The following is a 25,318-nucleotide window of genomic DNA, read 5'->3' as shown; positions in this document are numbered from 1 at the left end:
TAAAATGAAGAAGCAGGCACTTGGATATTTAGGATTTTATTTTTATGAGATCGTGGTACCGCAGGCAAAGGATAAAAGATTTAAACCGTCACTGGGTGTTGAGGAAGAGTAGGTGAGTAATATGAGATACGAAGATTCGATGAAAGGTGTAGCTGATCAGATAATCAAAGAACAGCAGCGAGTCAGTAAAATTAAAAACAATCCAGAAGAGTTCCATTGGCATGACGAATATGCAACGTTGAATTTCTTTCGGTTTATCTGCAAAAATATCGGTAACTTGAGAAATGGAGAAATTGAAAAAATGGTCACACGTTTAAAGAACATAGATCAGAAAGCAGTGGAAAACCATGTGAATGGTGCTGTTTGGGCATTTGATTATGATAAGATGTTCTGTGTATTGATGGAAAATGAAATTTGCCGAAAAGTGTGTGAAAAGAATAAATATAACAGTTGGATGAATCTGATTGGAAAGTATTGTGTTTCAAGGACTTAAAGACGAAGAAAGTTGTTGTAGAGAAATAATTTCCAGCAACTCTGTCTTTAATGAATAGAGTTCATTTTTTTATTCAACTATTCCCATGATATATACAATATGTAAATGTGCAATTCAAATATAAGTTTATGCTAAGTGTAAAAATGATAATAATTACTATTATTGACAAAAGAATAATTATCATGTATAATACAGATATACAAGAAACAAAGTGTTAGAAAAATTGCTAGAAACTTGGTAACAAAAATAAATCGACATTGAAAAGGGAAAATGACTATGAAAAAATATGAATGTGAACCATGTGGATATATTTATGATCCGGCAGTAGGAGATCCAGACGCTGGTATCGATCCAGAAACTGCATTTGAGGATATTCCAGATGACTGGACATGCCCAATCTGCGGATTAGGAAAAGATGTTTTCGTTCCTGTAGAAGACTAAGCAGAAAATGCAGGTACGAAACTGTCAGACATTAAAAGATCCTAAGAGAACATATAAAAGAAATGGAGGTCAAATTATGACTTACGATTTAAACATTACCTTTGATGACAATTTAGTAACAGGAAATGAAACAATTGATACCCAGCATAAAGAATTGATCGACCGTATCCAGAACTTTGTAACTGCCTGTCAAAATGGCGACAGCAAAGTAAAAGCAATCAAAATGCTGGATTATCTGGATGAATATACTGACTTTCATTTCAAAGAAGAGGAAAAGCTTCAGGAAAAATCCGGTTATCCAGAGCGTGAAAAACATTATGAAAAACATGAAGAGTTTAAAAAGACAATTCAGGAACTGTATGAATACCTTCAGGAGTATGAAGGACCAACAGATCAGTTCAGTGAACTTGTACAGAAAAATGTAATCGACTGGCTGTTTGGACACATTAAAACATACGACCGCTCTGTGGCAAAATTTATCTTTATGAAACAAAATCCAGATCGATGCTAAAATAAACCAGGGAATGAGTTCACTCAGAATGTAGACAACATGATGAAGTAAACTAGGGGCTGTCACAATGCAGTCCCTTTCCTGTTATAGCGATATTCTAGGTAATATATTGCGCTGGCATGACATATTATTTTACTACTACTATATGGGAAGAGCAAGCAGCTCTTCTTTTTTTGTCCTTTTTATCCAATTTTAAGTTGTAAAGTCTCTTTTCATTCGACAAAATTCTCCACAGACAGAGGATATGCGACGAGCATTGATATGAACATCTATTTATGGAAAGAGGATATTGAAGACGGGGAATCGGTAATGACAGCCGAATATAGACCTGTAGAATACGGAAAGGACTATGATGTTGTCAATAATCCTGATAAATTTCAACTATATATAGATGGAAATGAGATTAAATAGTAATCTCCTGAAAGCAAGCTTTTTGTCAATTATTTCAAAGAAAAATTAAAGGATAACAATACATAGTTTTGACAATGATATTTTGAAAAATTTTATAGGAATGCTCTATTATCAAATTGACATAGGAATATGGTAGCGTATAATTAGAATTGAATACACTGAAAAAATGGAGGAATTACATGAAAGCACATAAATATTGGTCAGTAGGAGCATTGATCACAATGCTTGGGACTTTTTACACTGGATATAAAAAGCAAAAATCAAGTCACAAATACTTTGCTTTAAGTTCTATGTTATGTATGGTAATGGCGATATATACAGGTCATAAAATGATTACCGGGAATAGGAAGAAAAAGGCGAATAAAGAGAAAGATACAGAAAGGGAGGGATAAATAATGTTGGAAGTAGGGGTTAAGGCACCGGATTTTGAGTTGCCAGATCAAAATGGGAAAATACATAGATTATCGGATTATACAGGAAAAAAAGTGATTTTATATTTCTATCCCAAGGATAATACAGCGGGATGCACGAAACAGGCATGTGGGTTTTCTGAGCGATACCCTCAGTTTACCGAAAAAGGAGCAGTTATTCTTGGAGTCAGTAAGGATTCTGTATCCTCTCATAAGAGATTTGAGGAAAAATATGGATTGACATTTACACTTTTAGCAGATCCAGAGCGGAAAGTTATTGAAGCATATGATGTATGGAAAGAAAAGAAAAATTATGGCAAAGTCTCTATGGGAGTAGTAAGAACCACATATCTTATTGATGAACAGGGGATTATTGTAAAGGCAAATGATAAAGTCAAGGCTGCAGATGATCCTGAAAATATGCTCAAGGAATTAGATTAATGAAGATAATATTATCCCCTGCTAAAAAGATGATTACAGATACTGACAGCATAGCGCCGGATGGATTGCCTGAATTTATTGAAAAGACGACAGAGATACAAAGTTGGTTGAAAAGTAAGTCAAAAGAAGAACTGAAGACTATCTGGAAATGTAATGACAAAATTACAGAACAGAACTTCAATAGATTGGAAAACATGGATCTTTATCATTTACTTACCCCAGCTGTCTTATCATATGAAGGAATTGCTTTTCAATATATGGCTCCATCCGTGTTTGAGGACAGTCAGTTCGAGTATGTACAAAATCATTTGAGAATAATATCTGCATTTTATGGTGTGCTAAAACCAAGGGATGGTGTGACACCTTATCGTTTGGAAATGCAGGCGAAGGTTGGAATAGGAGAAACAAAAAATCTGTATGAGTACTGGGGAGAGTTATTATACCGCTCAGTGATTGATAACAGCAGGATTATAATCAATCTGGCATCGAAAGAATACTCTAAGTGCATAGAAAAATATCTGACACGACAGGATAGATACATTACGATTACATTTTGTGAGTTATCAGGAGATAAACTGGTGACAAAAGGTACATATGCTAAGATGGCCCGTGGTGAAATGGTTAGGTTCATGGCTGAAAACAGAATTGAAAATCCTGAGGATATTAAGAAATTTGATAGACTAGGCTATTCATTCCGCTCTGATTTATCATCAGATGCAGAATATGTTTTTGAACGGAAAAAATGATGATTGAATGATTATTTTAAATGAAATGTAATCAGTAATATTGATTATTATAATAATAGTAATTATTACTATTATTTATTGACAATAAACAGATTGAGAAGCACCACGAAGAGAGATATCGTGCACTTCTTAAGAATATTGAAACTGCACAGGTGTTTGAAAAGAGTGAAGTTAAGGTATGGGAATGCCGTAACTGTGGACATGTTGTGGTAGGAACAAAGGCACCTGAGATATGTCCAGTATGTAACCATCCACAGAGTTATTTCGAAGTACGTGAAGAGAACTATTAAAGAGAAGGAGATTATTACAAAGAAGAAAGTGATTATTAAAAAAAGCAGTAATGATAGGCTGTGGCTTTGTTGGTTCCGCATCAGTTGGTAAAGAAGCATTAAAGTTTAAGAAATCGGCGGATGCTTTGAAAAAAGTTATAGAAACAATTGGATTTTAAATTTTAAACATAGGAAGATAAAAAAGATGGAAGTAAAATATTCTGTATGCAATCATTGTGGAAACATTATTGAAATGGTAAAGAATCAAGGCGTACCAGTAATGTGCTGCGGAGAGGCTATGCATGAGTTAAAAGCTGGAGTGACAGATGCTGCTGTTGAGAAGCATGTACCTGTATATACAGTGGACAAACAGCATGTACATGTTGTGGTCGGTGAAACAAAACATCCAATGCTTGATAATCATTTCATTGAATGGATTACACTAAATACAAATCAGGGTATTTATAGAAAACAGCTAATTCCAGGACAGGAACCTATTGCGGATTTCTGCCTCTGTGATGGAGAGTATGTAGAAGAAGTATACGCATACTGCAATCTTCATGGACTCTGGAAATGCTAAAAACACTTGACTTTCGTGCTAAGATTACAAAATAATTCAGATACAACAGTAATATATGCTTTGTATTAATATATTTATAAGGAGGAACAAACTAATGAAATATGTATGTGACGTTTGCGGATGGGAATATGATGAAGAGGAAGGTTATCCTGAAGGTGGTATTGCACCAGGAACAAAGTGGGAGGACGTTCCAGAAGATTTTGAATGCCCATTATGTAATGTTGGAAAAGATCAGTTTTCAGAAGTTGAATAAAATTCTGATTATTTAAATACGGATAGATAAACAAAAACCCTGGTGCGTGTGAGCAACAGGGCTTTTTTATTGCGATAGTTTGTGATTGTGATGATATCACAGAAAATGATTTACCTTTTGCTTATAATGTAACTACAAACAAAGTAAGGAGGTAGTCTAAATGAGATTAAAAGATAAAGTTGCAATCATTACGGGTGGAAGCCGTGGTATAGGATTTGCTACAGCTGATAAATTCTTGAAGGAAGGTGCTTCAGTTGTGTTGGCAGCAAGTTCACAGGAATCGGCAGATGTTGCTGTAGATAAATTAAAAGAAAAATATCCCAATGCAATAGTTGCTGGAATTAGTCCAAATCTGGCAAGCATGGAGTCTGTCAGAAAGGCTTTTAAAGAGGCAACTGAAAAATATGGATGTGTCGACATACTGGTAAATAATGCAGGGATTTCAGAAAACACCTCATTTATGGATTATACAGAGGAGACTTTTGATAAAGTCATGGATCTAAATGTAAAAGGAGTATTTAATACTACTCGTGTAGCAGCAGAATGTATGGTGGCAAGAGGCAAGGGGGTCATTCTCTCAACTTCTTCCATGGTGAGTATTTCGGGACAGCCAAGTGGGTTTGCTTATCCGGCATCGAAGTTTGCAGTAAACGGATTGACTGTATCATTAGCAAGAGAACTAGGACCTAAAGGTATTCGTGTTAATGCTGTTGCACCTGGGATTACAGAAACTGATATGATGAAGGCCGTGCCAAAGGAAGTTATCGAACCTATGATTGAAAGAATTCCATTGCGTCGTCTTGGACAGCCAGAAGATATTGCCAATGCGTTTGTGTTTCTTGCTTCAGATGAGGCGAGTTACATTACAGGTGTTATATTAAGTGTAGATGGTATGGCAAGAAGTTAAGTTAATGAGGTATGGTGATGTAATCACGGAAAATAAATGAAATTAAGACCATAATAAATCTACAAAAAGAAAAAGATAAGGAGGACTGTAAAATGTCTGCTATTAATATCAATAAAAATAATTTTCAGAACGAAGTACTGAGTTCCGATAAACCCGTTCTTTTAGATTTTTGGGCATCTTGGTGTGCGCCTTGCCGTATGGTAGTACCTATTGTAGAGGAGATTGCAAGTGAGCGTAGAGATATTAAAGTTGGAAAGATTAATGTAGATGAAGAGCCTGAACTGGCAAATAAGTTCAGTATTATGAGCATTCCAACTTTAGTGGTTATGAAGAATGGGAAGATTGTACAGCAGGTTTCAGGGGCGAGACCTAAGAATGCGATTTTAGAAATGCTTTAGGGGGTGTTCTAATGGGATTTTTTGATCTCTTTAAACAGTCGAATATTAATCAAGGCATAGAAGAATATAAAAGGACTGATGATGCAGTTCTGCTGGATGTACGTACACCGCAGGAATATCAGGAAGGACATATACCAGAAAGTAAAAATGTGCCGTTGCAGCAACTTGACAATATTGCTTCTGTAGCGAAGAATAAGGATATCCCACTGTTTGTATACTGTTATTCCGGTTCACGAAGCCGCCAGGCAACTGGGATACTGCAACGAATGGGATATTCTAAAGTAAATAATATCGGTGGCATTGCAGCTTACTCAGGAAAGGTGGAAAAATAAGATGAAGGTAATAATTGTAGGAGGTGTAGCCGGAGGAGCTACAGCCGCAGCAAGAATACGCAGACTGAATGAACATGCTGAAATTACTGTGTTTGAAAGATCCGGATACATATCCTATGCAAATTGTGGACTTCCATATTATATTGGAGACGTGATCACAGACCCGGAAGAACTTACACTACAGACACCAGAGAGTTTTTTTAAACGCTTCCGTATTAACATGAAAATTCATCATGAAGTTATCTCCATACATCCGGAACGTAAAACGGTTTCAGTGAAAAATTTAGAGAATGGTGAGATATTTGAAGAAAAATATGATAAGCTGATCCTCTCTCCAGGTGCAAAGCCAACACAGCCGAGACTTCCAGGAGTAGGTATTGATAAACTTTTTACACTTCGTACTGTAGAAGACACTTTTCGGATAAAGGAATATATAAATAAGAATCATCCAAAATCGGCTGTATTGGCAGGTGGCGGTTTTATTGGTCTGGAACTGGCAGAAAATTTGAGGGAGCTTGGCATGGATGTTACGATTGTCCAGCGGCCTAAGCAGCTGATGAACCCTTTTGACCCGGATATGGCATCCATGATCCATAATGAAATGAGAAAGCATGGGATAAAACTGGTACTGGGCTATACAGTAGAAGGATTTAAAGAAAAAGACAACGGAGTGGAGGTCCTGTTGAAAGATAATCCATCCCTTCAGGCTGATATGGTAGTTCTGGCAATCGGAGTCACACCAGACACAGTATTAGCAAAAGAAGCCGGTCTGGAACTTGGCATCAAGGAAAGTATTGTAGTGAATGACAGAATGGAAACCTCTGTACCGGATATTTATGCTGCAGGTGATGCAGTTCAGGTAAAACATTATGTTACGGGTAATGATGCGCTGATTTCTTTGGCAGGACCAGCCAATAAACAGGGCAGAATCATCGCTGATAATATTTGTGGCGGTGATAGTCGTTACCTGGGCAGTCAGGGAAGCTCCGTTATAAAAGTGTTTGATATGACAGCAGCCACTACAGGTATCAATGAAACCAATGCCAAAAAGTCAGGGTTAGATGTAGATACAGTAATTCTTTCTCCTATGAGTCATGCCGGTTACTATCCTGGTGGAAAAGTGATGACCATGAAGGTGGTTTTTGAAAAAGAGAGCTATCGTTTGCTTGGTGCTCAGATTATTGGATATGAAGGAGTTGATAAACGTATTGATGTGCTGGCAACAGCAATCCATGCAGGGCTGAAGGCAACCCAGCTGAAGGATTTGGATCTCGCATATGCACCGCCTTATTCCTCTGCCAAGGATCCTGTAAATATGGCAGGATTCATGATAGACAATATAGCAAAAGGTACCTTAAAACAATGGCATCTGGAAGATATGGATAAGATTTCTAGAGATAAAAGTGTTGTGTTGCTGGATGTGAGAACTGTAGGTGAATTTAACAGGGGGCATATGGATGGATTCAAAAACATTCCTGTAGATGAACTAAGGGAACGTATCAATGAAATTGAGAAGGGAAAGCCTGTTTACCTGATATGCCAGAGTGGGCTGCGAAGTTATATTGCCAGTCGTATTCTGGAAGGAAATGGATATGAAACATACAACTTCTCCGGCGGATTCCGCTTCTATGATGCAGTTGTCAATGACCGTGCGCTGATTGAAAAGGCATATGCATGTGGTATGGATTATTAAAAATAATCATAATATTTTTATAATTTTCTCGTTATATAAAAAGATCCCCCATTTATTAGAATGACTTTCATAATTCTGATAAATGGAGGATTCTTCTTTATATGTTACAGAAAAACAATTTTATGACCTTTGGAGTGTTTCCAGTCTTTTTGGATCAAGGATTGTGATTTTGCCACGGGAGAGTTTGACGAGACCCTCGCCTTGAAAGTATCGAAGCATTCGAGTGATAACTTCCCTGTGGGAACCAAGATGGTTTGCGATAGTTTCGTGAGTGATTTTCAGTTCATTTGTTCCTTCAATGGATGTTTCTTCTAAAAGAAATGAAGCAACACGCTTATCCAAACTCTTCCACATAATCTGTTCAATCAGCCACATGACATCAGAAAAACGGGTAGCCATTAACTCATTGGTATAATTTGCGACAGGAGCAGATTCTTTCATGATGCCCTTATAGATTTCAGCAGGGATGATCCAAAGATCCGTATCTTTTTCTGCTTCAATGGTTACTTCAAATTGAATAGACCGCATGATACATGAGGCGGATAAAAGACACATATCCATATCGAACAGACGGTAAAGTGTAATCTCCCGTCCTTCATCTGAAAGTATGTAAGTTCGAAGCTGCCCGGATTTAACCAGTAATAATCCAGTACAATCCAGGTTTCCATTGTGAATGATTGTCCCTTTTTTTACATACTGTGTGATTAAATTGTCTGAAATTATTTTTTTCTGTGCTGTATTTAAGTCATTCCATAGTGGAAAACAATTTTCGAAGTTCATAACCGTTATCTCCTTTACGAACATAGTATACTTGCTTTTTTTAGATGCGTCAATTATATAACTGGCATATGCCATAAATAGAAATAAAAAGAAGTGTAATAAAGTAAATTATCTTTTCTGTGATATCATCACGGAAGCAAGCACTTATTTGGGGTATATTAAGTTCAAATAGGAGAAGGAGTTGAAAAATATGACATCTATAAATATAAATAAAGAAAAGTTTGGACAATTAATTCATAAGGAAAAACCGGTTTTGGTTGATTTCTGGGCACCTTGGTGTGGTTATTGCCGTAGAATTGGAGCGGCTTATGAAAAAATAAGTGAAGAATACAGCGATATTCTTATTGCTGGAAAAGTGAATATTGATGAAGAACCACAGATTGCAGAAGCTGAAAAGATTGAGGTGATTCCTACGCTGGTTTTATATCGAAATGGAAAGGCAATAGATTCTATTGTTGCACCTGAATCAAAAATAATGATAGAGAATTTTATTAATGAAGCATTGGAAAAATAAAAGGAGGACTGCTGTATGAATGAAAATCATGTTTACGATATGATTATCGTGGGGGGAGGACCTGGAGGGTATACTTCAGCATTATACGCAGCCAGAGCAGGATTTGATACCATTGTTTTAGAAAAATTATCTGCAGGTGGTCAGATGTCATTGACCTGGCAGATTGATAACTATCCTGGTTTTGAAAATGGAATTGACGGATTTTCATTGGCAGAGAAAATGCAAAAACAGGCGGAAAAATTTGGCGCTAAAAGTGAATATGCTGAAGTTTTTAATATGGATTTAACAGGAAAGCTTAAGAGAGTAGAAACTAGTTCGGGAATTTATATTGGGAAAACAGTAGTGATTGCTACTGGAGCAAATCCAAGAGAACTTGGTCTCGCTAAAGAAAAAGAATTGATAGGTCATGGGGTTGCTTATTGTGCCTCCTGTGATGGTATGTTTTATAAAGATAAGATCGTGGTGGTTGTTGGTGGTGGAAATTCTGCTGTATCAGATGCTGTTCTTTTAAGTCGAATTGCTAAGAAAGTCATCATTGTTCATCGAAGAGATACATTACGTGCAACGAAAATCTACCATGACCAGCTGATGAAAACTGAAAATATAGAGTTTCGATGGAACAATACAGTAAATGAACTGATTTATGGAGAACGATTGACTGGTGTGCGGTTGAAAGATACAGTTACAGGAGAAGAAAACATTATAGAATGTGACGGCCTGTTTGTGAGTATAGGAAGAAAACCGACAACAGATTTTTTAGATAATCAGATAGAACTGGATAATAAAGGATATATTGTGGCAGGTGAAAACACTGAAACGAGTATTCCGGGTGTTTATGCTGTAGGAGATGTCAGAACAAAGTTACTTCGTCAGATAGTAACAGCAGTGGCAGATGGTGCTATGGCAGTACATATGGCAGAAGAGTATGTGGAGAAATAATAATCAGAATTTGAATGGTGAACTTTTCATACTGAAATATGTACAATTTCAATAATGACATGAACTTATGGGAATGTATTGCGGATACTTTGTGAACTTTATCCTGATACAATGATTATGCTGATGAAAGAAGGCATCGCCTGGAGATGAAGGCGAAAGCTGAAATAGAAGATACCAAAAATCTATATGACTATTGGGGTGAAAGATTATATCGTTCAGTGCTTGATGACAGCAGGATTATCATTAATCTTGTATCAAAAGAATACTCGAAATGTATAGAAAAATATTTATCAGATAAAGACAAATATATTACGGTTACGTTTTGTGAACAATCAGGGGATAAACTGGTAACAAAAGGTACATATGCTAAGATGGCTCGTGGTGAGATGGTCAGATATATGGCAGAAAAAGAAATTGAAAATCCTGCAGACGTACAAACGTTTGACAGACTTGGATACAATTTTAGAAGAGATTTATCATCTGAAATAGAATATGTTTTTGAACGAAAAATTATGGAATAAGATTGTGCGAAAAAGGGACATTTACAAAGTGCTATTATTTCAATAATAGTAATTATTACTAATTTTATATTGACATTTTAAAACTTCTGATATATACTTCTAATTAAGAATAAATCCTAATAAGGAGGGCAAATGACTAATAGAAGAAATACAATTCAGAAAGATCTTGTGAAAAATGCTGTATATGAAATGAAAAGGCATGTTACAGCAAATGAAGTATATGAATTTCTAAAAAAAGAATATCCTACCATTGGAAAAGGAACAGTATATAGAAATCTTGATATACTGTCAGAAGAAGGTGCTCTGAGAAAGGTTGAAGTGCCAGATGGAGCAAATCGGTTCGATATCACATTGAAAAATCATTATCATGTGAGATGTATAAAATGTGGTGAGGTATCGGATGTAGATATGGAGGAAATACCGGATTTAATGAAAAGAATTCATGATACGCATGGAATTGATTTTTTGGAATATGATATTTCCTTTAAAGGCATTTGTCCGAGATGCAGGGAGAAGATGAAGGAGGAGCAGAATGGATAAAAAAGCGATGTATAAGCTGAGTTACGGATTATTTGTACTGCCTGCAGAGAAGCCCAAGAGGATAATGGCTGTATCATTAACACTGCAATCCAGGCGGCATCAGAACCTAATCAATTAAGTATCTGTGTAAATAAAGCAAATTATACACATGAAATGATCCAAAGAACCGGAAAATTCACAGTGTCAGTATTAAGCCAGAGTGCCCAGTTTGAATTATTTAAACATTTTGGTTTTCAATCCGGGCGGGATATGAATAAGTTTGAAAAATTTGAAAAATGTGCAAGGGGCGAAAATGGAATTTACTATATCACAGAAGGAACAAATGCGTATATTTCTGTAAGTGTTAATAAAACAGAAGATTTGGGTTCCCATACGATGTTTATTGGTGAAATAACAGACATGGAAGTCTTAAGTGATATCCCTTCTGTAACATACGAGTACTATCAGAATCACATAAAACCTAAGCCACAGGCAGTAGGAAAAACAGAAGATGGTCAGACAATATGGCGTTGCAGGATCTGTGGATATGAGTATGTAGGAGAAGAATTACCGGATGATTTTGTATGTCCTTTGTGCAAACATCCGGCATCAGATTTTGAAAAAGTGATAAAGAAAGCGGAGGTAAGGAAGGATGTCAAGTATGTGATATAACGGATGACCTTCTTTTTTTACAGAATAAAAAATGCACAAATTGTAGGGAGATGAATACTATGAGAGGGCTTAGCCGAAAATTATATCTTGATCTTTCTGTTCCAACCGAAGAGGATCAGCGTTCAGACCAGCAGCGCATTCTGGAAGCTTTATCCGCGGAGGGCGTGAAAGAGGAGGTTCATATTCCGGTTCGCATGTTGAGACAACTATATCCATTACTTGATCGTGCAGGTTGGAAAATAACCGTTTCGCTTTCCTGGAATGGAGAAAAATGGGAGCTGGTTGATATAGAAAGCGGAGATACAGCCAGACAGCATTATGGGCTGGCTGTGGATCTTGGAAGTACAACGGTAGTGGTGAGACTTTTAGATTGTAATAGTGGTGAGATATTGGGAGAAGAGAGCTGCTTTAATAAACAGATTCAGTGGGGAACCGATATTTTATCACGTATTTTTTTCTGCAAAGATGACAGGAAAAAACTGGAAGAGATACGGCTTGCTACAGTTGAGTCTATTATAGAGTGCATGGATAAGCTGGATGTAAAGCATCCGGTGTCACGAAAATGTCTGTCTATGGTAGTAGCAGGCAATACCACCATGATCCACTTTCTTTTGGGAATAGATGCTTTCTGTGTCTTTTATACGCCACATGCTGTTCATGCAGACCGTCCGGGATTCCAGCCGGCAAAAGATCTGGACATTCCGCTGAATGGTTATGTATATTGTTATCCGGCGAAGTCTAATTATCTGGGTGGTGACATCATCAGTGGAATGATTGAAACGGAATTATATAAAAAGGATGGAATCAGTGTTTTCTTTGACATTGGAACCAACGGTGAACTTGTGATAGGAAATAAAGATTTTCTTCTTTGCGGCGCCGGTGCGGCGGGGCCTGCATTGGAAGGCGGTGTAGTACACACCGGGATGAGGGCAGATGCCGGAGCAGTGGACAGCGTGAGGATAAGAGGTGGAAAAATCCATGTTCATGTAATTGGTAACTCTTCAGGAAAAATTAGCCCTAAGGGTATCTGCGGTTCCGGTATTGTCGATCTGATTGCGGAACTTTTTTTAGAAGGCTGGATAGATATTCGTGGTAAGTTTTTTCCTGAAAAAACGAATCTTATTCAGAAACGAGAAGGTCAGCTTTGCATAGAATATGCTCCGGGTCTGTATTTTTATCAGAAAGATATCGACGAATTTATTCTTACCAAAGCCGCAGCACATATAATGGTTGAGATCATGCTCCGGGAATCTGGACTTGAACTGAATCAGGCAGATCGATTTTATGTAGCCGGCTCTTTTGGAAAATATGTATCTGTGGAATCAGCCATTACCATTGGGATGTATCCTGACATGGAACGGGAGAAGATGATCAATGCTGGAAATTCTTCGCTGGAAGGAGCACAAAAGCTTTTGCTGAACAAAGAACTTCTTGCAGATATTGATCAGATACTGGAAGAAATGACTTATATACAATTTGCGGAAGTGGATGATTTTCTGGAACAGATGGTAGCTGCCCAGGCCTTACCTCACACAGATTATAAAAAATATCCAACGGTCATGGAAAAATTAAAGAAAAGACAAAACATATGCTTTTATTGATCCGAGGTTGAGAAATTTGTCATGGTAAGCATATTCCAGATTTCTCAGAAAACAGAACAAAGGAGGAGACAAGATCAAAAATGAAATTTGATGTGCTGGGGTTATTAGCAGCCTGCTCATATGCATTGGACTGTGTAGAGGCAGAGCTGATTAAAGTAACAAACAATCATTCTAAACGTGTGGCATATATGGCGGTTTGTACTGCTGAAAAAAATGGGTATACAGGGTCAAAGCCTGCAGGATCTGGCAGAGTGTGCATTGCTGCACGACAATGCAGTGGCACAATATATTCAGGAAGAGCTTCAAAATGACGCTTTACGTAACGGGGTGACGAAGCTGGGAAGGCATTGTACCATAGGAGAAAAAATTCTGAAAAATATACCGTTTCATAATGATGTATCTAATGTCATACTGTACCCCCCCCCATGAAAACGCTGATGGAAGTGAACCTTTTGGAAAACAATGGAATGAAGTACCGTTTTTTGCAAGGATTATCCATATGTGTGATACGATAGATATATTTTGCCGATCTATGAAATCAGATTCGGATGAGTGGAAAAGAACAGAAGAATTTGTAATAAAGTCAAAAGATAAATTGTTTGATTCCTTCTGCGTGGAAGTTTTTTTTAATGCTTTTTCAGATGAAAAAATTCATATGATTGATAATGAAACCCTGGATACTATGTTGTGGAAGAAAGTACCCAGAATAAAGCTGGAACTTAATTTTGCACAGATTAAAGCTATTGCAGATCTTTTTGCCCATATTGTGGACTATAAATCACCCTTTACAAGTAACCACTCAATGGGTGTTGCGGAAGGTGCGGAAAAAATATCAAGGTTCATGGGATTTGATGAGGATATCTGTCAGAAAATGTATATTGCCGGAGCTTTACATGACATAGGAAAGGTCGCAATCGGGAATGAGATTCTGGAAAAACCAGAAAAATTAACCGATGAAGAATTTAAAACGATGAAACATCATGCAGTATTATGACTGCCAGAATGGAAAGCCAGAAATAATCCATTCGGATTTGATAATATCGCTTTTCTTTCTTCATATTTTTGATGCTCTCCCCTAATAATAAAATATAGAGTACTTAAAACAAGTTCATTTAAACCATTTTACCATGTTTTGTACTTAAAATGTACTTGTATTATGAACTTATTTTGTACTTATCAAATGGAGAGGAAGCCATATGGAAAAAGATAAACATCTTGGTCTTCGGATTGATTCTGAGACGCACGGAAAACTGAAAAGTCTTGCTGAATTTGAGGGGCGTTCTATCAATGGAGAAGTGCTGTATCTGATTCGTCAGGCAATTGCTCAACATGAGAAAGATCATGGCACATTAAATAAATAGAAAGATCATACATCGGGCTGGTGAGTTCCGGTGTATTTTTATGTCAATTTAAAAAGTATCAAATGATGATACTTTTATAGGAATCAGTGATACTTTACGGCAGGTATTTGAGATACCCCTGATACTTTGAACTGTTATACTGATTATGCTGGAAATAAAAACGTACTATTGTTTATATTGAAGCGAATGTTACTATGAGGAGCCGTATGCGGGAAAGCCGCACGTACGGATCTATGAGGGGCTAAGATTGAGAGGTCTTAGTCTACTCGACTGTTGAACTGAATCCGAAAAGTATTAGGGCGCAGAGGAGATATAATCCTTTGCGTAAAAGACTAACGAACATATTTAATGAAACATCGGAACCATCTTCTTTTTGTTGTTTACCTATAATAACGATTGGAGTAGTCGATTATAGACACTGCAATCAAAAAAATCTGAAAATATATTTATTAACATTACATAAAAGTGTGTAGATGCACATAAAATGGGAATACATATTGAAATTCAGGTCGTTCTGTGATAGAATTTCATTACTAAAAAGTGTGTAGATGCACGGAAATGGGGAGTGCAACGATGGAGATTAAAAGAGACGCTTACCTACAGCAGCTGATCGAGCGAAAAGATAATGGAATGATAAAGGTGATTACCGGCATTCGTAGATGTGGCAAATCCTTTTTGCTGTTTACCATCTTTAAGAGATACTTACTGGAGAACGGCGTTGATGTTGATCATATTATTGAAATTGCATTGGATGGTATTGAGAACGAGGAATTAAGAGATCCCAAGGTATGCTTCAAGTACATCAAGGATGCCATGAAAGACGACGGGAAGTATTATCTCCTTTTGGATGAAGTGCAGTTCATGCCACGATTTGAGGAAGTGCTGAACAGCCTGCTCCGCATGAGCAATATTGATGTGTATGTCACCGGAAGTAATTCCAAGTTCCTGTCCAGCGACATTGTGACCGAATTCCGTGGCAGAGGTGATGAGATTAGAATCTACCCTCTCTCCTTTGCAGAGTTTTATTCTGTCTATGACGGCGATTATGATGATGCCTGGGATGACTACATGATCTACGGAGGATTGCCGCAGATCGTAAGTTTCCAGAGCGAACAACAGAAAGCGGACTATCTGAAGAACATCTTTGCAAATGTCTATCTGAAGGATGTTATTGAAAGAAATAAGATTCAGAACGTGGATGAGATTGGGATTCTGGTTGATGTGCTTGCATCTGCAATCGGCGCACCGACCAACCCTTCGAAGATTGCCAATACCTTTGCCAGTGAGCGCCAGATGACTTATGCTAATAAAACCATCTCCAAGCATATCGACCATTTGACAGATGCCTTTTTGATTTCCAAGGCAAGCCGATACGATATTAAGGGCAGAAAGTATATCGGTGCAAATCTGAAATACTACTTTACTGATCTGGGACTGAGAAATGCACGTCTGAATTTCAGACAGCAGGAGCCTACTCATATCATGGAGAACATTGTTTATAACGAGCTGCTGATCCGTGGCTACAATGTTGATGTGGGTGTCGTGGATATCTTCGATAAGGATAAAGAGGGCAAACGTGTTCGCAAGCAGTTGGAGGTTGACTTTGTGGTGAATCAAGGAAATCAGAGATACTATATCCAGGTTGCATATGACATGACTTCGGAAGAAAAACAGACGCAGGAGTTCAATTCTCTGCGTAATATCCCGGACTCTTTCAAGAAGATCGTCATTGTAAATGGCAGCAAAAAGCCTTGGAGAAATGATGAAGGTTTTGTCATCATGGGAATGAAGTATTTCTTGCTGAATGCGAATAGTCTGGAATTTTAAGTCGATTTGAGTTGTTGCTGTGGTGTTGTTCTATTTCAAAAAAGAGTGAAATGATATAAATAAGGCCACGGCTGATTTCATGTTGGAACAGCCGTGGCTCAGTTTATTTTTTTATCCGTATAAACGAGACTGTTCCGCAGATTATGTAGAACAGACAGAGTACGATTCCGATAGTGAGAACATACGAGAATAAAGATGAACTTAAGAACGAAATAAACAAAAGTTTGACGGAGTAATAAATATGAAAATCCGAGAAGTGAATGAGAATAAAAAGCAATTTATAGCATTATTGTTATTAGCTGATGCGCAGGAAAATATGATTGATCACTATCTTGAAAAAGGTACTATGTATGTACTTGAAGATGGTAATGTAAAAGCTGAATGTGTCGTTACTGATGAAGATAATGGAATACTTGAAATTAAAAATATTGCAGTTGATCCTCAGAATCAAGGACAGGGCTATGGGAAAGCATTGATTGACTTCCTTGCAAGTAAATATGCAGATGAATATTCTATTTTGCAGGTTGGAACAGGTGACAGCCCGTTGACCGTACCGTTTTATGAAAAATGCGGATTTGTCCGATCTCACAATATTCCGAATTTCTTTACGGACAATTATGACCACCCAATTTATGAGTGTGGTGTACAGTTAATAGATATGGTATATTTGCAAAGATGTTTATAACTTCAAGTTTACAGAACTGAATCAAAAGAGCTCGAAGGAGCTCTTTTTCCTTTTTTATAATAGTATCATTATGGTATAATAGAGACATTAAAATCGGAATTTATAGGAGGTAAAGCAGCATGAAATGTCCATATTGTGGTGAAGAAATGATAAGAGGATACCTGATGAGCTCACGAGACATTACTTTTGCAGTTGATAATGTGACAAAAGTTTTTCGTATTAAACAATCGGACGATTTGGAATTGAGTAAAGGTTCAGGCGGAATCCCTCATTGTGAAGCTTATCGTTGCAGTAGTTGCAAAAAGATTTTGATTGATTATGCGAATAGATAAATTCAAGTTTGCAGAACTAATAGAGAAATAACATATAAAACAATAAATATGGCGCCACAATTCCGTAATGATTAATGCTTGAAAGTCTCCTGAAAGAATGCTATAATACTGAGCGTAAAATTTGAGTGGACTTTTCCGGATTCGGTCATCTTTTTGCCACACAGCTATCTTGTGATAGCCGTGTGGCTTTTTTGTTGTCTGCATACTGGAAAATCTGGCAGAACGGAGGATGGAAGCTGCCGGACACTTTGTGGAGAGGAGGGAAAGTATGCAGACCAATAATAAAATGGCGGTCGCTCCTGTTGGAAAGCTCATCTGGCAAATGTCGATACCGCCGCTGATTTCCATGTTCCTGCAATATTCCTATAACCTGATAGACAGCGCGTTTGTGGCGCGGTTGAGTGAGAATGCATTGACCGCTGTTTCTCTGTCATTCCCGATTACAACATTGATGAATGCAGCGTCTATCTGGATCGGTGTCGGTGTGAATGTGCTGATAGCAGGGTATCTTGGACAGAAAAAGCAGGATGAGGCAAATGCAACTGTCACACATGGATTGTTACTGGCTTTTGGAATAGGTGCTTTGCTCAACCTTATGTCATTACTGATTATGAAACCCTATTTTCGGGCATTCACCAATAATGAAGAAATTTATCAGCTGAGCATCGCCTATATGAGTGTGTGCTCCTTCATGCAAATTCCCAATATGGTGCATATCGCCATCCAGAAGATGATACAGGCCACCGGGAACATGGTCGCTCCCATGTGGTTCCAGATTGCGGGCGTGGTCGTTAACTTCGTGTTCGACCCCATTCTGATTTTTGGGATTGGTATTTTCCCGGCTATGGGAATCCGCGGCGCTGCGGTAGCTACCGTTGCAGGCTATCTGCTGTCCATGATTTTGGCATTTGCTTTACTGCTGGGCAAAAAGCAGAAAGTGCAGGTAAAAATCAAAGGCTTTCATTTGAAAAAGCAGATGATCTACCGTATTTTTGCCTTTGGCCTGCCATCTTTTATCATGAACGCCCTCAGTTCGTTTGTGGTGACCTTTGTCAATCTGTTTTTGGTGGCGTATTCCGATACGGCGATCGCTTTCTTCGGCGCATATTTTAAGGTGCAGCAGTTGATTGTTATGACGGTAAACGGCTTGATTCAAGGCTGTTTGCCTGTCATGCGGTTTAACTACGGCGCAGGCAACAGCGAACGGCTGCATTCAGCTTTCCGATATGGAACTGTTTTGGTCACCGGCATGATGATACTGGGGACGTTGGCTGTCCTCCTCTTTCCGGCGCAGATTCTGGGATTGTTTATGGCGTCGGAAGCCATGCGCTCCTTTGGAATCTCCGCCATGCGGATCATGGCGGCAAGCTATCTGTTTTGCGGCCTTTCTACGATGATTTCCACCTATTTTCAGACCACAGAAAAAGTAGGGTCCAGCATGGCAATCCAATTATGCAGGCAAATGCTTTTCCTTGTGCCTGCCCTGTGGTGTCTGGACAAATTGTTCCAGCTGAACGGAATCTGGCTTGCATTTCCGTTTGCGGAAACCGCCACTTTGCTCGTTGCACTTGTGATGATGGCATGGCATCGACGCAAAAATATCTCATAACGTGTTTTGCGAAGGAGGAATTATGAACGACACTTTCATGAAAGAGAAACCGATATTGCCGCTGATTTTATCCATGTCCCTGCCGATGGTGTTATCCATGCTGGTCAACTCCCTCTACAACATTGTGGACAGCTTTTTTGTCGCGCAGATCAGCGAGGAGGCTATGACGGCATTATCATTGGTTTACCCGGTTCAAAATTTTATCAATGCTGCCGGAATTGGATTTGGCGTTGGGATCAATGCAGTGATCGCCTTGTATCTGGGCGCGGGGGATCACAGAAAAGCGGATCAGGCAGCCACGCAGGGACTTGTGCTTGCCGTGATTCATGGCGTTGTTATGACAGTCTGCTGTATTACGATCATGCCGGTTTTCCTGCGGATGTTCACTTCATCCGAAGCGGTCATTGAACTTGGCGTCCGCTATTCTGTCGTTGCGTTCGCCTTTACACTCATTGTTACCGTCAGCATGACGTTTGAGAAATTGTTCCAGGCAGTAGGAAACATGAAAACGACCATGATAAGCCTGATGTGCGGGTGCATCACAAACATTGTCTTAGATCCCGTTCTGATTTTTGGCTATGGACCATTCCCGGAAATGGGAATCGAAGGCGCTGCGCTGGCGACCGGCATCGGACAGGCTCTGACGCTGACGATTTACCTTGTAGTCTATCTTGCGCGGCCAATTCGCGTGCATATCCGCAGGCAGTACATTCTCCCCAGCAAAAAGATGGTAATAAAGCTGTACTCCATTGGCATTCCCGCAACCCTGAATCTCGCGCTTCCGTCTCTTTTGATTTCGGCGCTCAATGCGATTCTGGCGGCATATTCCGAAGTGTATATTCTGGTTTTGGGAATCTATTACAAATTGCAGACATTTGTCTATCTTCCAGCGAATGGCATTGTGCAGGGGATGCGCCCCCTGATCGGCTATAACTACGGCGCGGGGGAACACCAACGGGTCAGCCAGATCTTTAAGATCGTTTTGTGCATGAGTGGTATCATTATGGTGTTTGGGACAGTAATATGTCTGCTGATCCCCGGACAGTTGATGGGGCTGTTTACCCACACAGAAGCGACGATTCAGGCCGGGGAAACCGCCTTACGCATCATCGGGGCTGGGTTTATCGTCTCGGCGGTTTCTGTTACATCTTCCGGCGCATTGGAGGGACTTGGGAAAGGAACTCCCTCCTTACTGATTTCCCTTTGCCGGTATGTAGTGGTCATCATCCCGGCTGCGTTTTTACTCAGCAGGTTTTTCGGAGCGGTTGGCGTCTGGAATGCGTTTTGGATCACGGAAGCGATTACTGCGATCATTTCCCTTGTCATTTACCGCAAGGCAATCACAGGCCCGTGACGGCGGCCCGAAAGGAATGAATGCCTATACTATTTCAAGTGGCATTTTCCCGAAATATTTGAATGGAGAAAATATCATCTCCGTTCCGCTTGCAGAAAATGAAACAATGCATATTGGATATGTGCTGAATGAAAATCAGGAATTAAATGAACTTGGAAAAAGCTATCTGGAAGAATTATGGAAATATGCTCCAGCCAATCCATAGTCGTATGCTATGGATAATCATATAAAATAGGTGTTATGTATGTACCGCTGTTTGCTGATATAATAACAGCAGAAAGGTGGTTGATGATTATGCCTATGGCGGTACTGCGCAATTTTTGTATATGGGGTTAATTCTTTGCTTCTAAATGTAATGGAAGTGCTGAAGTACATCGGAGCAGCCTATATCCTGTGGCTTGCGATTCATATTGCTTTCAGTAAGCCGTCAACAGAAAACGCAGAGCAATCGGCATCGTTTCTGAAAGGCTTCATGCTGCAATTTGTCAATGTGAAGATCTATATGTTCGGAGTTACCGCACTAACGGGTTATGTTGTAGGATATATGTCCTCTTTTCCGGCTTTGCTGTTTTTTGAGCTGGTTATTGCAACAATCGGAACGATCGCAACCTGTACTTGGACTGGCTTGGGCGCACTGATTCAGAAGTTTTATCTACGGCATTTCCGTGTTATTAACATTATCCTTGCACTAACATTACTGGAGTGTATTTGGGGAATGTTAAGATAATTGTTGCTTTGAGAGCAATTCTAATTAACAAATTCAAGTTTGTTGAATTAAAAATGAAATAAAGTTTCAGTAATCATAGAGTGTATGGATTCAATTCCATATGCTCTTTTTCTTTACTTAATTTCATGAAAAATGTAAAAATCTAATGTTACGAGTTGCATTAAAGAAAACTCGTAAGAAAAAAGTAAAAAAATTTGCTTTTGACCACTGTAAAACAACCTCTGAGCGTTTCGTTATATGAAGGAATAATTTTTCTTTCATATTTCAAAGAAAAGAGGATAAAGAAATGTTAGAGAAAAGATGTTATACAGTACAAGAGTTACAGGAAATCTTAGGAGTCAGCAGACCTACTATTTATAACCTTTTAAAGAAAAAAGAATTCCGGTGGATCCAGTTGGATGGCGGAAAGTATCGCATCTCTAAGAAGAGTTTTGACGACTGGCTCGATAACTTGGAGCAGTAAAAAACAGGGTGTTGATCAGACAGATTTTGTCTACATCGACATCCTAAATTTTTATCTGGATTTGAGATATGATATAAGAAAAAACACTAACACTAAAAAAGACAGGAAGTGAAGAATAAATGGCAACAGCAATTATGAAACAAAAAGGAATTCCGGAAATGGACGATGTGGAAGAAATCATTTCGAAGATTTCAGAAGAAAGTCCTTACAAACGGCGTCCAACACAAAAGAGAACCTGGATGACCGTGCCGGAAATGGGAAAGCTGCTGGGATTAAAAAAGACAGATCGATACTGGCTGGTACATAAAAATGTTTTTGAATCTAAAGAGATTGCCGGAAAGATACGAATCAATATTGCCAGCTTTGAAAAATGGTACGCCAATCAGATTAAATATCATAAAGTTACTGGAGAAGAGCCAGGGAAAGAATTGAAATCCTGGTCCTATTCTGTTAAGGAAGTCGCGGATTTGTTGGGCGTTGATGATTATCTTGTTTATGATTTACTCAAGAAAAATCAAATGGAAGCTGTTATTGTCGATTACTGGAAACGAATACCAAAAGAATCTTTTCAGAACTGGTATAAAAGCCAGTCCCGGTATCGAACAAAGGAAGACAGAGAAAAAGACGCTCTTCTGGAAGATGCAACAATTACAATGCCTGAGATGGCACAGCTACTTGGAACAACCAGAAGCGCAGTATATACAATTCTTGATAATCCGAAGTATAGTCATTTTTTTGAATTCATTGTGATTGCAGAAAAGAAAAGGATCACAAAAGAGAGTTTTCAAAAATTCCTGGAAGGTCAGGATCGGTATAAGCTGGATCCATCGAATGATTATGAAGAACTTGCACAGGAACAAAATATTGCCCTGGCCAATTTCCGGCGGAAGAAATTATCACAGACCGGAATACGAGGAAGCAATGGAAATATAAAGTATCTTACTTTTGATGAAGCTTCCTATCTGGCAAAGGTCAGCAGAAGCATGATCAACAAGTGGGCGGATAAAGGAAAGTTCACAGTAATAAAAGTTGGCAGTCGAGTTAGGATCCTTCGGGATGAATTTGAGGACTGGATGGAACAAAGAGATTTGGAAAGGAGCATGCAATAATATGGCATCAATAAGAGAACGAAACGGAAAATTCAATGTAATCTATTCTTATACGAATGAAAAAGGCGAGAGAAAACAGAAATGGGAAACCTATGAAACAAAAGCCGAAGCAAAGAGAAGAAAAAAAGAAATTGAATATAAAAAAGAGATGGGATCATTTGTCGTCCGTAAATGCAAAACACTGGATGAGCTTATTACAGAATATGTTGCACTTTATGGCAAAGAAAACTGGGCGCTTTCTACATATGAAGGAAATGTCTCTCTTATCAATAACTATATTCTTCCGATCATTGGTGATACGAAACTCTCAGAGATCAATACCAGATTCATCGAAAGATATTATCAGAGTCTTTTGAAGAGGCGTGCCGTTATCAATCCATTAAATAAAACCAGTCGAAATGAATTTGTATCGTCCAGTACGGTCAGGGATGTTAATAAGCTGCTCAGGAACTGTTTTGAACAGGCAGTGAAATGGGAACTGATGGAGAAGAATCCCTGTACTCATGCGATTGTACCAAAACATAAATCACAAAAAAGAGACATCTGGACAGCGGATACATTGATGTATGCGCTCAGTGTCTGTGAAGATGAACGATTAAAGCTCGCAATTAATCTATCTTTTTCATGTTCCCTGCGACTTGGTGAGCTGCTTGGTCTTACCTGGGATTGTGTAGATATTTCTCCTGAGGCAATTGAAGAAAACCGTGCATATGTCTTCATTAACAAAGAATCACAGCGTATAAGAAAAGAATCGTTGAATGCATTGGATGGAAAAGATGTGTTGTTGGTATTCCCGACAAATCATAAGAAGAATTCTACGGTCCGTATTCTGAAAACACCAAAGACAGAAAGCAGTGTGCGTAAGATATTCTTACCAAAGAGTGTCGCTAATATGTTGGTAGACTGGAAAGCGGAACAGGATGAAATGAAAGAAATCCTTGGTGATGAATATATGGACTATAACCTGGTTATGGCAAGTACCTTTGGTCTTCCTCTCGGAGATGGAGCAATCCGTGGTCCTTTAAAGAAACTGATCGAGGACTATAATCTCCCACCGGTTGTATTTCACAGCTTTCGTCATAGCAGCGTTACTTATAAGCTGACAGCAGTGGAGATCTGGCTTCTGAAAAGAATGGAACCAGTATATGCACATTACCCATGGAAGTTGCTTTTGAAATCCGGAACTGAGGGAGTTGCAACTTCTGATTATGGCAGAAACCTGATGAAGGAAATGATGCTGGTCTATGATGGTGATCAACATCGTTATGCCCAAATTGCCGGGCATGGATTTCGTATTCTGGCAGAGGCAATGGAAAAGGATCTGCCATATGAAATTAAATGTCCTTCCCTGTTGATATGTGGTACAAAGGATCATGCCGGTTCATGTATAAGGTATAACAGAGAATGGCATCGAAAAACGAAAATTCCTTTAAAGTGGATTGAAGGGGCCGGTCATAATTCTAATACAGATAAACCGGAGATGATAAATAGTTTGATAGAAGAATTCCTTTCAAACATATAAAGACTATTGAAAACAATTTGTCAACCGTTATAAAAGGACAATAAACAAATCGGAATCAGTAGGAGGATCATTATGAGATTTTATAACATATTTTTCAGCCCGACAGGGGGTACAGAGAAAGTAGCAGATATTGTTGCGAAAGGGACGAAGCTGGATGCTGAAGAAATCGACCTAATTAAGGAACCAGATAAACTCATGAAGGTGAAATTTGAAAAAAAGGATCTATGTTTGGTTGCTGTACCGTCTTATGGTGGACGTATTCCATCAGTTGTAACGGATATGTTCCGCAAAGTAAAGGCAGATGGTACGAAAGCAATTCTTGTGGCAGTATTTGGAAACCGTATGATTGATGATACTCTATTGGAACTACAGGATGTTCTGGAGGCATCAGGATTTGTATGTATCGCAGGAATGGAGGCTGTCGCAGAGCATTCCCTGATGCACCAATTTGGAACCGGACGCCCGGATCAGCAGGATGAAAAGGAATTGCTGGAATTTGCCGCAAAGATTATGCAAAACAGCGAAGCACAAAGTACACCTGCATTTCCGGGAAACAGACCATATCGAGAATATGGTGGTGTTCCGCTCAAACCTGTTGCAAATGGAAAATGCACTTCCTGCGGTCTGTGCGCAAAAGAATGCCCGGCAGGTGCCATTGCATTGGACAATCCGAAGATGACCGATAAGGATAAGTGCATTTCTTGTATGCACTGTGTAGCAGTCTGTCCGAAGAAAGCAAGAAATTACAGTAAGCTTGTCAGTTTTATCGCCGGACTGAAAATGAAGAAAGTTTGTTCCGGTAGGAAGGAAAATAAATTGTATTTATAATAGGGCGAGCAATACAATGAGAAACATGTAAATTCTTGTTTGAAAAATTGAGAAAACGTAATATTGAACA

Annotated in this window: 31 protein-coding genes and 4 pseudogenes; 34 read left to right on the top strand and 1 reads right to left on the bottom strand. The window is 38.7% G+C overall.

The genetic code is table 11. The features are described 5' to 3' along the window. Nucleotides 1–121 precede the first annotated feature (121 nt). From AC04Q4_RS12070 to AC04Q4_RS12005, 14 genes and pseudogenes are all read left to right on the top strand, one after another. On the top strand, nt 122–493 hold the full coding sequence (locus AC04Q4_RS12070) for a hypothetical protein (RefSeq protein ID WP_118050740.1): 372 nt from the start codon (nt 122–124) through the stop codon (nt 491–493). Between the two features lie 276 nt (nt 494–769). Then, nucleotides 770–934, top strand: a complete 165-nt coding sequence (rd, locus tag AC04Q4_RS12065; RefSeq protein WP_173737983.1) for a rubredoxin — start codon at nt 770–772, stop codon at nt 932–934. Nucleotides 935–1,010: 76 nt separating this feature from the next. Continuing rightward, entirely contained in the window at nt 1,011–1,445 is a 435-nt protein-coding gene (locus tag AC04Q4_RS12060) for a bacteriohemerythrin (protein WP_106492463.1), read from the top strand. A gap of 261 nt (nt 1,446–1,706) precedes the next feature. Next, complete coding sequence (locus AC04Q4_RS12055) at nt 1,707–1,856, top strand: hypothetical protein (RefSeq protein ID WP_173684846.1); 150 nt, start codon at nt 1,707–1,709, stop codon at nt 1,854–1,856. Nucleotides 1,857–2,035: 179 nt separating this feature from the next. After that, on the top strand, nt 2,036–2,248 hold the full coding sequence (locus AC04Q4_RS12050) for a DUF6219 family protein (protein WP_005421604.1): 213 nt from the start codon (nt 2,036–2,038) through the stop codon (nt 2,246–2,248). Between the two features lie 3 nt (nt 2,249–2,251). Beyond that, complete coding sequence (gene bcp, locus AC04Q4_RS12045) at nt 2,252–2,707, top strand: thioredoxin-dependent thiol peroxidase (RefSeq protein WP_476389037.1); 456 nt, start codon at nt 2,252–2,254, stop codon at nt 2,705–2,707. Then, entirely contained in the window at nt 2,707–3,453 is a 747-nt protein-coding gene (gene yaaA / locus AC04Q4_RS12040; protein WP_055066634.1) for a peroxide stress protein YaaA, read from the top strand. The genes bcp and yaaA overlap by 1 nt, the downstream gene beginning before the upstream one ends. A gap of 89 nt (nt 3,454–3,542) precedes the next feature. After that, nucleotides 3,543–3,743, top strand: a pseudogene (locus tag AC04Q4_RS12035) (rubrerythrin family protein); the annotation flags it as partial. Between the two features lie 184 nt (nt 3,744–3,927). Beyond that, nucleotides 3,928–4,302 carry a desulfoferrodoxin family protein gene (locus AC04Q4_RS12030; RefSeq protein ID WP_476389036.1) on the top strand — a complete coding sequence of 125 codons (375 nt, stop codon included), beginning with the start codon at nt 3,928–3,930 and terminating at the stop codon, nt 4,300–4,302. A gap of 94 nt (nt 4,303–4,396) precedes the next feature. Then, a complete protein-coding gene (locus tag AC04Q4_RS12025) occupies nt 4,397–4,555 on the top strand; it encodes a rubredoxin (RefSeq protein WP_005339874.1) in 159 nt (52 codons plus the stop codon). 160 nt (nt 4,556–4,715) lie between these two features. Beyond that, nucleotides 4,716–5,462 (top strand): SDR family NAD(P)-dependent oxidoreductase, encoded by a 747-nt coding sequence (locus AC04Q4_RS12020; protein ID WP_005421611.1) that lies wholly within the window; start codon nt 4,716–4,718, stop codon nt 5,460–5,462. Between the two features lie 92 nt (nt 5,463–5,554). Next, nucleotides 5,555–5,860, top strand: coding sequence for a thioredoxin (gene trxA / locus AC04Q4_RS12015; RefSeq protein ID WP_118062274.1), 306 nt, complete (start codon nt 5,555–5,557; stop codon nt 5,858–5,860). Nucleotides 5,861–5,871: 11 nt separating this feature from the next. After that, nucleotides 5,872–6,192 carry a rhodanese-like domain-containing protein gene (locus AC04Q4_RS12010; protein WP_005421613.1) on the top strand — a complete coding sequence of 107 codons (321 nt, stop codon included), beginning with the start codon at nt 5,872–5,874 and terminating at the stop codon, nt 6,190–6,192. Nucleotide 6,193: 1 nt separating this feature from the next. Next, nucleotides 6,194–7,885 carry an FAD-dependent oxidoreductase gene (locus AC04Q4_RS12005; RefSeq protein WP_476389035.1) on the top strand — a complete coding sequence of 564 codons (1,692 nt, stop codon included), beginning with the start codon at nt 6,194–6,196 and terminating at the stop codon, nt 7,883–7,885. A 120-nt stretch (nt 7,886–8,005) separates the two neighbouring features. On the opposite strand, the gene AC04Q4_RS12000 is transcribed toward AC04Q4_RS12005, so the two are convergent. Then, nucleotides 8,006–8,689, bottom strand: a complete 684-nt coding sequence (locus AC04Q4_RS12000; RefSeq protein WP_044924567.1) for a Crp/Fnr family transcriptional regulator — start codon at nt 8,687–8,689, stop codon at nt 8,006–8,008. 166 nt (nt 8,690–8,855) lie between these two features. Here AC04Q4_RS12000 and AC04Q4_RS11995 point away from each other — a divergent pair, with 166 nt between their 5' ends. The 20 genes and pseudogenes from AC04Q4_RS11995 to AC04Q4_RS11900 all read left to right on the top strand — a co-directional run bounded on the left by AC04Q4_RS11995 (nt 8,856) and on the right by AC04Q4_RS11900 (nt 25,248). After that, nucleotides 8,856–9,179, top strand: a complete 324-nt coding sequence (locus AC04Q4_RS11995; RefSeq protein ID WP_055057012.1) for a thioredoxin family protein — start codon at nt 8,856–8,858, stop codon at nt 9,177–9,179. Between the two features lie 15 nt (nt 9,180–9,194). Then, on the top strand, nt 9,195–10,118 hold the full coding sequence (trxB, locus tag AC04Q4_RS11990; RefSeq protein ID WP_005421617.1) for a thioredoxin-disulfide reductase: 924 nt from the start codon (nt 9,195–9,197) through the stop codon (nt 10,116–10,118). 134 nt (nt 10,119–10,252) lie between these two features. After that, a pseudogene (locus tag AC04Q4_RS11985) lies at nt 10,253–10,639 on the top strand (YaaA family protein); the annotation flags it as partial. Between the two features lie 132 nt (nt 10,640–10,771). Beyond that, nucleotides 10,772–11,179 carry a Fur family transcriptional regulator gene (locus AC04Q4_RS11980; RefSeq protein ID WP_117450067.1) on the top strand — a complete coding sequence of 136 codons (408 nt, stop codon included), beginning with the start codon at nt 10,772–10,774 and terminating at the stop codon, nt 11,177–11,179. Continuing rightward, nucleotides 11,172–11,830: pseudogene (locus AC04Q4_RS11975) on the top strand (flavin reductase). Before AC04Q4_RS11980 ends, AC04Q4_RS11975 begins: the two are co-directional and overlap by 8 nt. Nucleotides 11,831–11,889: 59 nt before the next feature. Then, the gene (locus tag AC04Q4_RS11970; RefSeq protein WP_118062272.1) at nt 11,890–13,431 is read left to right on the top strand and encodes an ASKHA domain-containing protein; all 1,542 of its coding nucleotides are present in this window, start codon (nt 11,890–11,892) and stop codon (nt 13,429–13,431) included. Between the two features lie 80 nt (nt 13,432–13,511). Further along, complete coding sequence (locus tag AC04Q4_RS11965) at nt 13,512–13,742, top strand: hypothetical protein (RefSeq protein ID WP_173719879.1); 231 nt, start codon at nt 13,512–13,514, stop codon at nt 13,740–13,742. Nucleotides 13,743–13,834: 92 nt separating this feature from the next. Continuing rightward, nucleotides 13,835–14,425 carry an HD domain-containing phosphohydrolase gene (locus AC04Q4_RS11960; RefSeq protein WP_476389034.1) on the top strand — a complete coding sequence of 197 codons (591 nt, stop codon included), beginning with the start codon at nt 13,835–13,837 and terminating at the stop codon, nt 14,423–14,425. Between the two features lie 202 nt (nt 14,426–14,627). Next, a complete protein-coding gene (locus AC04Q4_RS11955; protein WP_118062271.1) occupies nt 14,628–14,792 on the top strand; it encodes a type II toxin-antitoxin system antitoxin in 165 nt (54 codons plus the stop codon). 573 nt (nt 14,793–15,365) lie between these two features. After that, entirely contained in the window at nt 15,366–16,619 is a 1,254-nt protein-coding gene (locus AC04Q4_RS11950; protein WP_117606939.1) for an ATP-binding protein, read from the top strand. A gap of 241 nt (nt 16,620–16,860) precedes the next feature. Further along, complete coding sequence (locus AC04Q4_RS11945) at nt 16,861–17,304, top strand: GNAT family N-acetyltransferase (RefSeq protein WP_476389033.1); 444 nt, start codon at nt 16,861–16,863, stop codon at nt 17,302–17,304. A gap of 119 nt (nt 17,305–17,423) precedes the next feature. Next, nucleotides 17,424–17,636: a PF20097 family protein gene (locus AC04Q4_RS11940; protein ID WP_005360889.1), complete on the top strand. Its 213-nt coding sequence runs from the start codon at nt 17,424–17,426 to the stop codon at nt 17,634–17,636. Nucleotides 17,637–17,904: 268 nt separating this feature from the next. After that, nucleotides 17,905–19,245, top strand: a complete 1,341-nt coding sequence (locus tag AC04Q4_RS11935; RefSeq protein ID WP_476389032.1) for an MATE family efflux transporter — start codon at nt 17,905–17,907, stop codon at nt 19,243–19,245. 22 nt (nt 19,246–19,267) lie between these two features. Next, nucleotides 19,268–20,599: an MATE family efflux transporter gene (locus AC04Q4_RS11930; protein WP_117854925.1), complete on the top strand. Its 1,332-nt coding sequence runs from the start codon at nt 19,268–19,270 to the stop codon at nt 20,597–20,599. A 13-nt stretch (nt 20,600–20,612) separates the two neighbouring features. Next, nucleotides 20,613–20,804 (top strand): annotated as a pseudogene (locus AC04Q4_RS11925) (LysR family transcriptional regulator); the annotation flags it as partial. A gap of 111 nt (nt 20,805–20,915) precedes the next feature. Beyond that, nucleotides 20,916–21,326 (top strand): LysE family transporter, encoded by a 411-nt coding sequence (locus tag AC04Q4_RS11920; RefSeq protein ID WP_278286633.1) that lies wholly within the window; start codon nt 20,916–20,918, stop codon nt 21,324–21,326. A 286-nt stretch (nt 21,327–21,612) separates the two neighbouring features. Further along, nucleotides 21,613–21,789, top strand: a complete 177-nt coding sequence (locus AC04Q4_RS11915; protein WP_005423637.1) for a helix-turn-helix domain-containing protein — start codon at nt 21,613–21,615, stop codon at nt 21,787–21,789. 119 nt (nt 21,790–21,908) lie between these two features. After that, a complete protein-coding gene (locus AC04Q4_RS11910; protein ID WP_117529026.1) occupies nt 21,909–22,898 on the top strand; it encodes a helix-turn-helix domain-containing protein in 990 nt (329 codons plus the stop codon). A 1-nt stretch (nt 22,899) separates the two neighbouring features. After that, complete coding sequence (locus AC04Q4_RS11905) at nt 22,900–24,420, top strand: tyrosine-type recombinase/integrase (protein ID WP_476389031.1); 1,521 nt, start codon at nt 22,900–22,902, stop codon at nt 24,418–24,420. A gap of 72 nt (nt 24,421–24,492) precedes the next feature. Continuing rightward, a complete protein-coding gene (locus tag AC04Q4_RS11900) occupies nt 24,493–25,248 on the top strand; it encodes a 4Fe-4S binding protein (protein WP_476389030.1) in 756 nt (251 codons plus the stop codon). Nucleotides 25,249–25,318: the final 70 nt, after the last annotated feature.

This window comes from Blautia sp. HA8986, assembly GCF_056504635.1.
This window is presented reverse-complemented; position numbering and strand designations above follow the sequence as displayed.

Coding starts and splice junctions, on each gene's coding strand:
- AC04Q4_RS11960 (WP_476389034.1), top strand. CDS start 13,835: ATGTCATACTGTACCCCCCCCCATGAAAACGCTGATGGAAGTGAACCT.
- AC04Q4_RS11950 (WP_117606939.1), top strand. CDS start 15,366: ATGGAGATTAAAAGAGACGCTTACCTACAGCAGCTGATCGAGCGAAAA.
- AC04Q4_RS11945 (WP_476389033.1), top strand. CDS start 16,861: ATGAAAATCCGAGAAGTGAATGAGAATAAAAAGCAATTTATAGCATTA.
- AC04Q4_RS12025 (WP_005339874.1), top strand. CDS start 4,397: ATGAAATATGTATGTGACGTTTGCGGATGGGAATATGATGAAGAGGAA.
- AC04Q4_RS12055 (WP_173684846.1), top strand. CDS start 1,707: ATGAACATCTATTTATGGAAAGAGGATATTGAAGACGGGGAATCGGTA.
- AC04Q4_RS11935 (WP_476389032.1), top strand. CDS start 17,905: ATGCAGACCAATAATAAAATGGCGGTCGCTCCTGTTGGAAAGCTCATC.
- trxB (WP_005421617.1), top strand. CDS start 9,195: ATGAATGAAAATCATGTTTACGATATGATTATCGTGGGGGGAGGACCT.
- bcp (WP_476389037.1), top strand. CDS start 2,252: ATGTTGGAAGTAGGGGTTAAGGCACCGGATTTTGAGTTGCCAGATCAA.
- AC04Q4_RS12000 (WP_044924567.1), bottom strand. CDS start 8,689: ATGTTCGTAAAGGAGATAACGGTTATGAACTTCGAAAATTGTTTTCCA.
- AC04Q4_RS11940 (WP_005360889.1), top strand. CDS start 17,424: ATGAAATGTCCATATTGTGGTGAAGAAATGATAAGAGGATACCTGATG.
- AC04Q4_RS12010 (WP_005421613.1), top strand. CDS start 5,872: ATGGGATTTTTTGATCTCTTTAAACAGTCGAATATTAATCAAGGCATA.
- rd (WP_173737983.1), top strand. CDS start 770: ATGAAAAAATATGAATGTGAACCATGTGGATATATTTATGATCCGGCA.
- AC04Q4_RS11980 (WP_117450067.1), top strand. CDS start 10,772: ATGACTAATAGAAGAAATACAATTCAGAAAGATCTTGTGAAAAATGCT.
- AC04Q4_RS12050 (WP_005421604.1), top strand. CDS start 2,036: ATGAAAGCACATAAATATTGGTCAGTAGGAGCATTGATCACAATGCTT.
- AC04Q4_RS12030 (WP_476389036.1), top strand. CDS start 3,928: ATGGAAGTAAAATATTCTGTATGCAATCATTGTGGAAACATTATTGAA.
- AC04Q4_RS12005 (WP_476389035.1), top strand. CDS start 6,194: ATGAAGGTAATAATTGTAGGAGGTGTAGCCGGAGGAGCTACAGCCGCA.
- yaaA (WP_055066634.1), top strand. CDS start 2,707: ATGAAGATAATATTATCCCCTGCTAAAAAGATGATTACAGATACTGAC.
- AC04Q4_RS12060 (WP_106492463.1), top strand. CDS start 1,011: ATGACTTACGATTTAAACATTACCTTTGATGACAATTTAGTAACAGGA.
- AC04Q4_RS11910 (WP_117529026.1), top strand. CDS start 21,909: ATGGCAACAGCAATTATGAAACAAAAAGGAATTCCGGAAATGGACGAT.
- AC04Q4_RS12070 (WP_118050740.1), top strand. CDS start 122: ATGAGATACGAAGATTCGATGAAAGGTGTAGCTGATCAGATAATCAAA.
- trxA (WP_118062274.1), top strand. CDS start 5,555: ATGTCTGCTATTAATATCAATAAAAATAATTTTCAGAACGAAGTACTG.
- AC04Q4_RS11970 (WP_118062272.1), top strand. CDS start 11,890: ATGAGAGGGCTTAGCCGAAAATTATATCTTGATCTTTCTGTTCCAACC.
- AC04Q4_RS11915 (WP_005423637.1), top strand. CDS start 21,613: ATGTTAGAGAAAAGATGTTATACAGTACAAGAGTTACAGGAAATCTTA.
- AC04Q4_RS11955 (WP_118062271.1), top strand. CDS start 14,628: ATGGAAAAAGATAAACATCTTGGTCTTCGGATTGATTCTGAGACGCAC.
- AC04Q4_RS11995 (WP_055057012.1), top strand. CDS start 8,856: ATGACATCTATAAATATAAATAAAGAAAAGTTTGGACAATTAATTCAT.
- AC04Q4_RS11900 (WP_476389030.1), top strand. CDS start 24,493: ATGAGATTTTATAACATATTTTTCAGCCCGACAGGGGGTACAGAGAAA.
- AC04Q4_RS11965 (WP_173719879.1), top strand. CDS start 13,512: ATGAAATTTGATGTGCTGGGGTTATTAGCAGCCTGCTCATATGCATTG.
- AC04Q4_RS11905 (WP_476389031.1), top strand. CDS start 22,900: ATGGCATCAATAAGAGAACGAAACGGAAAATTCAATGTAATCTATTCT.
- AC04Q4_RS12020 (WP_005421611.1), top strand. CDS start 4,716: ATGAGATTAAAAGATAAAGTTGCAATCATTACGGGTGGAAGCCGTGGT.
- AC04Q4_RS11930 (WP_117854925.1), top strand. CDS start 19,268: ATGAACGACACTTTCATGAAAGAGAAACCGATATTGCCGCTGATTTTA.